This is a genomic window from Tenacibaculum profundi (genome assembly GCF_057162725.1).
This window is the reverse complement of sequence record NZ_CM169894.1, coordinates 1,502,206-1,514,889: the sequence shown is the minus strand read 5'-3', so window position 1 is coordinate 1,514,889 and position 12,684 is coordinate 1,502,206. Positions and strand designations below refer to the sequence as shown.

Here is a 12,684-nt window from a genome sequence, read left to right as displayed (position 1 = left end):
TAAGAAATAACATCTTTTTTTATCTTTCGATCAAATACTACTTAAACTCTATTTACTTTTTTATTGAAATAGTACTACCATTAGAATGGCTCGTATATTCAGGAGCGTACATATTTTGTATACTCGTTATACCGTTACTAAATTCACCAGCATTATTTGCTCTAATATCATATTCAAAAACGTAAGACCCTTTGGGTAAGTTGCTAAAAAAGAAATCAGTGGAAGCGTTTTTGGTACTCTGATAGTATCCTAAACCATCTTGCCATTTATACTCTGAAAGTACTGAAACCGGTTCAACACCACTAGCTCGCATATCTTTCATGTGAATAAACTGCATATCTCTATCTGAATAAAGTTCTATTCTAACTGTTAATAAATCACCAACTTTAATGATTGTGTTTTTAGTAATCTCAATTAACTGCTTTCCTTCATTGGTATTTATTTTTTTAAATACTTTCTTTGTCAATTCTAATGGGGTTTTAGCCTTTGTAATTTTATTTAAGTCTTCGAAATACTGCCAATACAAGCCCCCCCATGCAACAGTGCTACCTTTTGAGCTAAGTGTAACACTTCCCATATTTTTTTTAATAGCTTTCGCTTTCCAAGATGTTTTATAATAACCTGATCCTGCTTCAAGCTTAATTTCAGGTTTTTCTTTGGGGTCTATTATTTTGTTTCCAATTTTTACATTAACCATTTCCATTGATGGAAGCCACTGGCTACCTTGTAATAATAGAGAATAAATAGCTTCTGTAGTTGCTTTTGTAGTTTCCCATCTATTTATCTGTTTGTTTTTCAGAAGCCAAATTTTAAGATTGTCAATTGTTTTTGTATCGTTTTCTATTTCAGAAAAAGCTTCAATTAATAATGCTTGAGTTTCAATAGGTGCCTGATACCAACCCCAGCCAGATTTATTGGACTTCCAATACATTCCCATTTCATCAGAGCTAATACTTTGTTCTTTTAACGATTTAAGTATTTTATTAGCTATTTCTTTTTTATCGTAACGATAATTTATTATGGCCATCAGCCCTTGGCTATATAGGTCAGTTTTTTTCCAAAACTCTGATGCTTGTTTCGTGTAAAATGAAATTGCTTTTTTTGTTTCTGAATTAATATCTAAATCGTTATAAAAGCTGCGCATGTATATATAATGTAAAATAAAATTATTGAGATGGTTTTTTAGTAAGTATTTCTTGTACTCTTTTTCGCCATCTTTTTCTTTTATTTTTAAGGCTTTCTCAATTAACTCGTTATGTATAGAAACTATTTCTTTGTCAAGAAAGACAATCGATTTTTGAATAATATCATTAGCCATATTGTCAAAATTTGAAATACCTAGTTTTTTCAAGTGTCCAAATCCGCTAGCAATATGAAGAGTTATATTTATGTTAGGAGAGTAACTTCCTTTAAACCAAGGGAAACCGCCATTGCTAAACTGCATGTCGTTCAATTTACGAAGTGCTGATTTTTGTTCGCTATGTTGCTTGTTCATGTCAAATAATAATGCAATTCGTTTTTTCTGCTCGGTTTCAGATAAGGCATCACGTAACCAAGGAGTTTCTTGAATGATTAATGATTTTAGTTCTTGATTTTTTTCAAGATTACTTATTAGTGCATCCGATGATTTCCATTGATTAAAAACTTGTTGAATTCTGGGATTAGAATTAGCAATGTAATTAGCCAATATATTAGCATAGTATCTAGAAAATAGCTGTTCGCTAGATTCATTTGAAGATTCCATAAGATACGGAAGCGCTTGAACTGCATACCAAGCTGGATTTGAGGTAACTTCAAGTGTTAGTTGATGATTTTTTAAACTTGCAGATGTGTAGTTTTTAAGTTTACTTAAATGAAACGTTTTGCTTTCTTTTGATCTAACCCACATAGGTAGACTTTCTGTTACCAAAATTCTGTTTGATAGTACGGGTAGGATATTTTGTTCACCATCAGAGAAATTATCTGCTTTAGCTAATATTTTATATTGTATTGCGTTGACTGTCTCAGGAACGTATAAATTCCAAGAGACTTCTGTGTTTTCATTTTTATTAACTAAAAAAGATTTTTCTTGTGCTGAATCTTTAATTATATCAATTTCTTTTCCAGAAATAGGATCAATTAAAATGAGTTTTGCTACACCATCTAAATTTTTCTCTGATAAATTAGAAATTTTAGCGCTAATTTTAATTTTATCTCCATGGCGCAAAAATCTTGGAGCATTTGGGGTAATCATTAATTCCTTTTGCGTTATTGCTTCAAGGGTTTCAACAGAAGAGTTTAGTTCTTTGTTATGCGTTAATAATTGCAGTTTCCAATTGGTCAATGCTTCTGGTACAGTAAAACTAAATGAAACATTTCCTTTGGGATCAGTAATTAAGTGCGGATAGAAGAAAGCTGTTTCCTTCAAGTTAGTTCTTGTTTCTATCGTGCTGAAATTGTTTTTAAATTTAATAGTATTTTCTTGTTTAGAATCGGACTCAACATTTAATACTGTTTCAGGTTCAGTCTCTATATTATCTTGAATGGCCATACTTTCGCTCATTCTCGCCATTCTTCTTACGGGAGCATTTCTGTTTATTCCATAATTTGAAGGATTCGTTTCTATTGGGTTTTCACTAGCTTTCAATGTTACAATCATTTCACTGAAATCTGTCACTTGTTTTTTAAAAGGTTCCATGCCTATAAAATCGAAAAGCAACAAGTCATTTTTATTTACGTTTAGTGTGAATTTTCCTTGAGAGTCTGTTTTTGTTCCATAGTTAGTCCCTTTGATAATTACTGATACACCTGATAAAGGTCCTGATTCATCTTTTACAACTCCTGATAGTTGTTTTTCAAAGTTGCTTTTCTGAAATTTTATGTTTCTTACATATTCTTTTTGAGCCCATTGTTGACTATTTAAGCTTAACCCAAACCAATTGTATTTGGTATAGAGAGGTTTATAGTTAATTGGTATTTCTCTATTTTGATTTACAACATTAAAGTTTGTATTACCAAAACTAATCCCCGCACTTACATCATTAAATGACCGATAAATTGGTTTTTGTATTGGAGAAAAATTCCATTGATGAGGTTTAAAAGCATCTAAAGAAGCATCATACATTCCAGCTAATAATTCTGCTGCCACTTTTTCTTTTTTATTACCTTGAATAGTGAAACTCCATGTTTCCTTTTTTCCAGGCTGTAATTTATTTCTAAAGGTATTCGTTATAATTTCTAAGTCAGTTTTAGGGTAAGGTACTAGAATATTAATATTTCCCTTTTCAAAGGTATTGTGGTTGACAAAATACCATTTTACACCAAAGCCACCGAGGTCACTTTTATTTACAGGAATCAATATTTTTTTTTGTCCCTTATTCAAGTGAATACGATGTTTTGAGAAGACTTTATGTTTTTTTTCTATAAGAAGAACTAAGCTAATATCCGAAGCATTACTACTTACATTAATAACAGCAGTATCACCAATTTTATACTCTTTTTTATCTGTAGAAACTGAAATTAATTGTTGATCAAAAGGTAGTTTATCTTTAGTAGAGAAAACTGTAAAATACTGTTTAGCTTTAACTGTTTGGCCAAATTTATCTTTTGTATTTAACGTTACTAAATACTTGCCTGAAGTCCATCTTTTTATTCCTTTTACAATTAATTCGCTTTTTATTGCTGTGTTAAAGTCAGAAGAGAAAACTTTGGTGCTTTTTTTCCAGTTTAAAAAATTATCTTCATTGGTATAAGCCTCATTTGGGTATTTAGATTTGAATTCGGCTTCAGGAATTTCTTGAAAATCTGGTGCTTTCCAAGGTCGTTTTCGTAAAATTCTATTTGGTGATTTTAGTTTATAAATTTCTATTAGACCAGTATTTTCAACATTTTCGTCGTTGAGGTTTTTAGTTGAAATAATTAATTTTATTTCATTATCTAGTTTATTAATGTTACTGGGGATTTCAATATCGGCTACTAAAGCGTGATATCCTGCTTTTACCTCGTATATAGCGCTTCTTGTTTCACCATTAATATCGGTAACATCTGCTGTGACTTCATACGTAAAAATCGGAAGTGTTTCTTTACTTACACTATCATCAGGGCTAGCATTAAAGTTAATACTAAAATTTCCTGATTCATCTGTAACAGTTTTTCCTTGAGTAATTTCTTTTGGACTTGAATTTAAAAATGGATTGTATGAATACCACCACCTAGGATAGATAATTTTTCTATGTACCCTGTAAACTACTTTTGCACCTGAAATAGGAGGACCTGAAAAAGACTCTGCAAACCCTTTGATGGTAATATTATCATTTACTTTGATGGTTTCTGTTACAGGTTTGAATTCTGCCTTAAATTTTGGACGCTTGTATTCTTCTACAGTAACATAAGTACTTGTTTTTCTATCTTCAAAAGAAGATTCAATTATAAATTGACCAGTCAATCCTGAGCTAGGAATAATAAAGTTTGAAGAAAATGACCCAAACTCATTTGTTTTAATTTTAAGTTCTTTTAGCGTTTGGTAATTAGGATCTTTTAGGTGTATTGAAACAATCTCATTACTTTTAATTTTCGCGTTTTTTTTGTTGCTTTCCAATAAAATTCCTTTAAAATAAATTGTTTGGCTTGGTTTATAAATACTTCTGTCAGTGAATAAAAAAGTTTTAATATTTGGACGATTTGTATTGTTGTAATTTTCATATTTTGGATTGATATTAAACCCAGAAAAAATAGCTTGATCATTTTTATAGTTGATAGTAGCGGTAACATTAGGGTAATATTGATCGATTGCATTAAAAGTAAATTCGCCGTTTTTATCAGTTACAAAATTTTTATCGATGGAAGCATTGTAATGTTTTCTTGTTTGATTTGAAAGATTGACTTTAGCGTTTACGATAGCAGCCCCGTTATTTCTATCAACAATTTGATAGTTGTGTTCCTTTAGCTGATTTAAGATAATAGCAATATCTGTTACTTGAATATTAGTGTAAGCAAATGTTACATTTTTATTAAAACTCTGCTCAGGGATTGCTAAAATTATATAGCTACCAGATTTCAATTTTGGAACTCCAATTTCAATTGTATGTTCTTGATAATCATTTACTGATTTGAGTGTAGATTTCCACTCTTTAACCTTTGAAAGTTTTTTAATAAAGCTATATTGCTTCTGAGAGTTATAGATCTTTTTTAGTTGATCGTTTTCTTTTGAAGTAATTTTATGAATTGAAAAGCTTAGGTCTGAGATATTTTTATATTTAACTAGAATTTTTGAATATTTTAAAACAGGAATATGTTTTTCTGAGGTAATATTTAGCTTTTTATTTTCAATATTTGATTTCAAAAAACCGCATTTTTTTGCACCTAAACTTTCAGGGAATTTTTCAATAACTTCACTACAGATATTTAATGCTTTTTTGTTTTTGAATTGATTAGCCGTATTTTTTGTAGGCTTATATGTTTTAGCTAATTCATTATATATTTTCGCAATTTCATACGCATATAAGCCCATGACTTTTTTGTCTTTAAATAGTTCTTTTGAAGACTTCAGTATTTTAATAAGTAATTCTTGCTTATTGTTATATATAGCATGTTTATTAACGAAAGATAACCGCTCTATATCATAGTTAGCTAATGCTAATAGATTATTTCTTTTTAAGTGTAGTTGAATTAGTTTTTGATAAATTTTTAAACTATTAAATTGAAGAGATAAACTGTCAACTGATTTAAGAGTCATTTTAGAGAAATCAAGATAATTGTCAAGATATTGCTTGCTGTTTATCTTAAACTCATAAGTAGGTTTTGAAATTGTAGTCTCAGAAGTTTTGTAAAAGTCTAATGAATTGTATGCAAGGAAATCAAATAAGGTTGGTTGTAAAGATTTAGTATCCTTAGTCATTTGTAGGATGTCTGAAAAATCATTAATATTAATGTTTTGTAGTTTATTTGAGTTCTTTAAAGAAGATTGGAAATACCAGCGTATTTGACTAAATAAGGTAGTTAAATCCCAAGTCCTAAAGTCATTTTTATTTACTTTTATTTTTGTTTGAGTTCTATTGTAAAACTTCCACCTGTTTTGATTAAAATATTGCCAGTATAAATTAGCTAAAATATTTTCAAGTATGTTTTTTGTAGGAAAGCTACTTGATTTTATATTTTCTTTAAATTGATTTATGATTTTAAGTTGCGCATTCTCTTCTAGAGTTAACGAAAATTTACTTTTGTAGAGTAAGCTTTTAATTAATTGAGAGGTATTGTTTTGTTTCTGTGCTTCTTTGTAAATTTGATCTACTAATTTTAGTGCGGATTTAGGAAGATTTTCGGCTTCTAATCTATAAATATCATCCCAAGACTTTTTAAAATCTTTTTGAGCATTTATAGAGGTTGAGAATAAAAAAATCATTGTTAAAATATAGATTAGTCTTCTTAGCTGTTTCATTTCTTTACATTTTTATACATTTGAATATCAATGCGAACTATACAAATGATATTAAACAAAGTAAGTAATTATTTCTGGATAGTTATTTTATAAACGAGTAAAAATCAGTTTCTGTATAATAAATATGTATTCTTATTTGGTATACAAAACAATAAGTGAGCCAAAGAGGCTCACTAGATATAGTTAATTAGTTAAAATGAATAGTTTTTATAAAGCAAAACAATATTTTATTAAGAATCTATAAGTTAGTATATTCTCTTAATTACGAATTCACACCTCCTGTTTAATTCATGTTCTTCTTCAGAACAAGCTTCTTCCGTTTTACATTGTATAACAGGTTTTTCTTCACCGTAACCAATAGCAATTATTCTCTCTGGATCAATTCCTTGATCAATAAGATAAAGTCTTACTGAATTCGCTCTTTTTTGAGATAAATCTTTATTATATTTTGAATTTCCACGCATATCAGAATGTGTACCTATTTCCACAATCATTGCAGGATATTTTTTCATTAAATCAATAACTACTTTTGAAGCTTTTTTAGAGTCTCTTCTCATATACCAAAGTTTATAATCGAAATTTACCTCAGGTGTTTTAATGAGTAGTATGCTATCTTGTTTTTTTATATTATCTTCTTTTGTTATTGTCGTTTCAATTTTTTCTTTCTTATCGATTTCAAGTTGTAACGCTTTCTTTAATCTTAAATCGTGCTCTTTCTGCAATTGTAACGCAAGAGCAGCTTTTTTTTCTTTTTCTTGTATAAGAATTGATTTTAAAGCTAAAGAGGCATCGTTGTTTTTTTTACGTTCGTTTTTTAATGAAAGTTTTGCTGTTTTCTTTATGTATTTTTCTTTAGATGCAGTTATTAAATAAGAGGTGTTACATTTAGCATTAAATTTAAAGCGTCCCAGATTATTACTAGTAGATTGAACAATAATTTTATTGTTACTACTGAGTGTCACCGTTGCATTGGAAAGAGGTTTTTTAGTATCAATATCAGTAATTACACCTGATATATATTGAGCACAATCTTCAATAATAAGAGGCTTTTCCTCTTTTATTTCGTAAATATCATCATTTCCTTTACCTGTTGGACGATTTGATGAAAAATATCCTATTTTAGAGATTGGATCAATAAAAAATGAAAAATCATCGTACCCTGAATTAATGGGTAAGCCTATATTGTCAGGTTTTGATGCGGTATAATTATTTAATTTTACTGTAAATACGTCCATTCCTCCAAAGCTAGGATGTCCATTAGAAGAGAAATATAGGTTATTATTACTATCAACATATGGGAATTGTTCTTTTTTGTTCGTATTTATTTGAGGTCCTAAATTTTTAGGAGTACCAAGTCGTTCATTAGTTAATAAAGCTACTTTATAAATGTCAAAAGATCCATAACCTCCAGGCATATCGGACGCAAAATACAATGTTTTTTCATCAGGACTCAAAGTTGGATGTTCTGTAGAATAGTTAACACTGTTTATAGGTAAAGAAGTTATTTCACTCCATTTTCCGTTTATAAATTTAGCTTTAAATATTTGAACATGCGTTATTTTATTCTTGTCTTTTTTACGTTTACCGTTTGAATAATTATTTCTAGTAAAATATGCTGTTTTTCCATCACGGGTAATAATAATATTTGATTCATGCAGCTTACTATTCACTTCAGTAGAGAAAGAATATATTTCCGATAAGTTTTTTAATGAAGTTTTATATATATCTAGATACTGATCTCCTGTCCAACCATATTTTTTTTGCACACCATCTTGGGGTTTCCTTGGAGAAGCAAATAGCAAGGTATCTCCTTTTCGAAAAGCACCAAATTCTGATTGTTTGGTGTTAATTTCTAAGTTTTTTATAGAAAATCGATTACCTATTGCTTTTACATTTTCTAAATATTTTATTGATTTTTCTAATGTTGCAAGTTTAGTTGTATCGTTGTCTCTATAGTATCTTTTTAGAATGTTATAGGATTTTAAATATTCATTTTGAGATTTGAGTGTTTCAGCATACCTAAAATAGGTAACTTCATCTAATAAACTAGCATAATTATTTACTAAATACTTGTAGTACTTTGAAGCACTACCATATTGAGCAACATAAAAATAAGCGTCTGCGATGTTTTTTAAAGCGTTGAAATTGTAATTATTGTTTAATGACTTTTCATAAAGAGGTATGGCCTCGCTAAAGTGAGATCTACTGAAGTATTTGTTTGCCCTTACAAGGTCTCTATCAATCTGCGCATTGATACAAGTCATGTAAAATATGGTTGAAATGAATAAAATCTTGTTCATGATAAATTTTTTTAGAAAAATCTTGGGGATTTATCAAATCCTTTTTTAAATCCAAAAGTGTCTAAATCAAAAAGAATAAATACCTCATGGCTTCCTGAATTAAAGTTACTTAAGTTTGATGTTGTAAAATCATAAGCATATCCAAAAGACAAGTTATTAGTAGCTCGAAGATTTAACATAATACTAAAAGAATCATTAGCTCTATAAGATAACCCACCTTCAAAACGATTATTAAAAAGGGCGTTCAAAGAAGTGTCGATAACAAACGGAGATCCCTTTACACTTTTTATTAAGAAAGAGGGTTTTAGTTTTATTTTGTCAGTTAACTGATAGACGTATCCAGCGTTTAAGAAAATATGAATTTCTTCACCACCGATGCTTCTTAGACCATTTTTTTCCTGTATGTGTTTTGCATTTATTAAATTGGGTATAGCTAAGCCAATGAAATATTTATTGGTGAAATAAAAGGCTCCGAGACCAAAGCTAGGAAGAATCGAATTTTGATTAATAAAAGCAATATCGTTCGAGAGAAAACCATTAACAAAGTCGTCATCAGGAAACTTAAAATCATTAAAGTTAGTAGCTAAACTTGTGAAACCTGCTTTTAGCCCTAATGAGAGTTGATGTTTATCATTTATTTTTAAAACATAGGCAAAATCAGTATAAAAATTGGTTTCTTTTAAAGTTCCATCACCTATGTTATCACTTATTAAAGAGAAGCCGATTTCTATTTTTTTTGATAAAGGACTATGAGCAAAAAAGGTATAGGTTTTGGGAGCTCCAATAACATTAACCCACTGCGATCTATGCATGAAGCCTAAATTAATAACGCCTAATTCATTAGTAGCGTAGGCAGGGTTAAACACACTCTGATTTAATGTATATTGCGTGTATTGTGGGTCTTGCTGTGCTCTTATTGTACCAATGGCACTTAAAATTACAGTGATCAAAAATATAAACTTTTTCATACTACTTACTTAAATATATTTTTCCTTGCTTCTCCGGTTTATTATCTTTGTTATATCTTAAAATATAGTAATATACTCCACTAGTAGCGTTTTGTTGTGTTGTTGAGTTTTTACCATCCCATTTTGGTGAACTTTTGTTTCCTTGAAATAAAATTTGACCATACCTGTTATAAATTTCAAATGTATAATTTGGGTAGAAGTAATTAATATTAGGTATGAAATAATTTTCATTAACGCCATCATTATTTGGAGAAAAGCCATCGGGGATAAAAAAGTAGTGCTCCTCTGCAGAACAGTTTTCTAATGAAAAAGTGAGCGGAATTCTATTGCTTTCACAGTTATAAGTAATGTTAACATTAGCAACGTAATAAGTAATGCTTTCTTTAATTAAAACTGAATTATCCAAAGTAGTTTCCTCATCGGGTGAAGTATACCATACAAGTTCATGATCTGTATTGCCAGTAATATTATTTTCAATATCCATTAATGTAATATTGTCAAGAGCACAAAGCGCTGTTTCACCAGTATAATTAGGTGTGGGAGGGGTTAATACAGTTGGAGTAACTTCTAGTCGATTAGCGTTTTCACAACCATTAATATTTTCAACAGCGAAGTAAGAGGCTTCGTTCACCAAAACTGTAGTATCAGCTAGTTGGTTGCCTCCTTGAATGCTATCATACCAAACTACATTTTCCGGATTAACTGAAATAACCTCTAAATCAGCTATGGTTGGTATGTCTTTATCACAGAAAATAGGTCGTGTATTATCACTTCTAACTTCCTGAGGATTTATAAGAGCAACAGTTACCTTTGATCGTTCTGAACTCCTGCAATTATTATCAGTATTCTTTGAGCTTACATAATAGGTTACTCCGTCTTCTAAATTTATTCCACTGCCTAAAGGTACGTCAGAAGTTTCGCTTTCATACCATTCTAAATTCGTTCCCTGGGTAACTACTAAATCTGCAATGGTAGGTAAATTAGGAGCATAATCAGGTAAACAGAAAGACTGATTTACTTCGAGTACAGGTTTTTCAGGATTTCCGCCTATTGAAAAGTTTTTTCTTGTTTCAAATTCTGTTTTTTCTCTACAAGGGGTCACGTCATTTTGAGTACTTTGCAAAATGATTTCGTAAGAGCCATCTTCTAAGTGTCCTAAACTTAGGTTAAATTCAGATAATCCCCCTGCAATGTCATTTGTATTATCAAATACAATTTGATTTGTTGTTAAGTTTCTAATATTATAGGATATTTTATAATTACCATTGCTAAGAAGTGGAGCATCAATTGAAACTCCGATATCAGAAGCGTCACAAGAATTATCGATATTAAGATCAAGTACAATATCGTCAGGAACTCTTCTAACGATGAAGTTTTGATCTATACAACCAGTACCATTTTCGGGAGTAGCAGTAAATTCAATCTTATAATTATTGCTTGTTTTTGGAAAGCTAGACATATCAAGATCAAGAATACCCTCACCGTTATTAAAATTTACACTTTGATTTGAAACAACAGACTCTTGATTGGTTGTCATGTCAGTAATGATATAATTTACTAACAGCGTATCATTTGATAAGAATCCATTGTTATCTGTCAGATTAGTTATTTTCGCTTCTATTATATTATTCATATAACAGATGTCTGGAATTTCAATACTTGGATGAAAGATTGTAAAAATATCTTCTGTGGCTATCAGATTATCGCAGCTTATACCTCTGATATTTGTAATTTCTTTTGTTCTTATGGTGTAATTTCCAGGAGCTAGGGTGTTGTTAGGAAGTGATACTTCATGGTTAATTGTAACACCTTTTGAGTCAGCCATTTCTATATTATTGATAATATCTGAAAATACGACAGAGTTATTTGAGTCGAGAATTTCATATTCTAAGTTATAAGTGATAAAAATAGAACCAGGTCTTTGATGTTGAATTTCAAAATTTAAAGATTCATCAAGGCATTGATTATCTACAAAAAAATTGGCAGATATATCAGGGATTTGAACAACAACTGAACTTTTTCTTTCGGAACAATTACCGTGAGTAGGAAATACTGTATATTCAAAAATATATTCACCGGAGCCAAAACTATTGAAAATTTCTTCTATGTTAATAATGGAGTCATCGAAAGAAGTAATTTGCCCTACTGAGCTAACATCTTCCCAAATTCCATTTGAGTCCTCTCCACTTAAATAATCTAGTAAATCAACCTCTCGATAAGCGGAAAAGTCTTCGGTTGAACATATGGTTAAATTCTCCGGATTACCAGGGTTAGGTGCTCTATGAACTTCAAGTATTACATCGGCGGATCTTTCCGAACATGTATCGACAGAACCCACAGTGTATGTGAGTGTATAAGTTCCAGGTCCTGCAGCAGAAGCATTAAAGAATTTTTCGTTAACAAACATAGCAACACTTGAGTCTCTAGCTCCCCAAGTACCATTAATGTCAGCAGTTAAGCTTGTTAGTTTGTTGTCAAGAAAAATAAATAAATCGACAGCGCTATCATCACTACAAGCGTTAGCTCCACCAGCTACATTATCTTCGCCAGGATATCCGCCTAATGACACAGTAACACTCGCCTTTTCGATACAGTTTGGATGTGAATAAGTGAATTCATAAGTACCAAATTGATTTATTGACCAGAGATTTAAAATACCAGTATCGCTTGAAAGGGCATTCTTTATAACTGGATTTACAGATATCCAAGTACCGCCTAGTTCAGGTGATCCATTGAGGTGATCAAAAAGATTGAATGTTTGATTGTTGGGATCATTATCTTTCTCACAAATAGTTATAAATCCATCGCTTCCTGTACATTGAGATTGAACAAGCAAAGGGAGATGAAAAAAGATTAGAAAAATGAAAGAGACATATTCGTTTTTCTTAACCGGGTATATCATGTCTTAATAATCTTAAAGATGAGTGGATTTTAATTAAATCCTTTACAAATAACAAAAAAAACATTTAAAAATTGTAACTAAAATACAATTTTTTATTGT

The 12,684-nt window shown here is 30.3% G+C and carries 4 protein-coding genes; all 4 read right to left on the bottom strand.

Going from position 1 to position 12,684, the window contains the following annotated elements:
• Positions 1–52 precede the first annotated feature (52 nt).
• Positions 53–6,415, bottom strand: coding sequence for an alpha-2-macroglobulin family protein (locus tag AC2GW8_RS06135; RefSeq protein WP_440881891.1), 6,363 nt, complete (start codon positions 6,413–6,415; stop codon positions 53–55).
• Positions 6,416–6,660: 245 nt separating this feature from the next.
• Complete coding sequence (locus tag AC2GW8_RS06130; RefSeq protein ID WP_440881890.1) at positions 6,661–8,715, bottom strand: OmpA family protein; 2,055 nt, start codon at positions 8,713–8,715, stop codon at positions 6,661–6,663.
• Between the two features lie 11 nt (positions 8,716–8,726).
• Positions 8,727–9,683, bottom strand: coding sequence for a PorP/SprF family type IX secretion system membrane protein (locus AC2GW8_RS06125; protein WP_440881889.1), 957 nt, complete (start codon positions 9,681–9,683; stop codon positions 8,727–8,729).
• Between the two features lies 1 nt (position 9,684).
• Complete coding sequence (locus AC2GW8_RS06120; RefSeq protein ID WP_440881888.1) at positions 9,685–12,519, bottom strand: T9SS type B sorting domain-containing protein; 2,835 nt, start codon at positions 12,517–12,519, stop codon at positions 9,685–9,687.
• Positions 12,520–12,684: the final 165 nt, after the last annotated feature.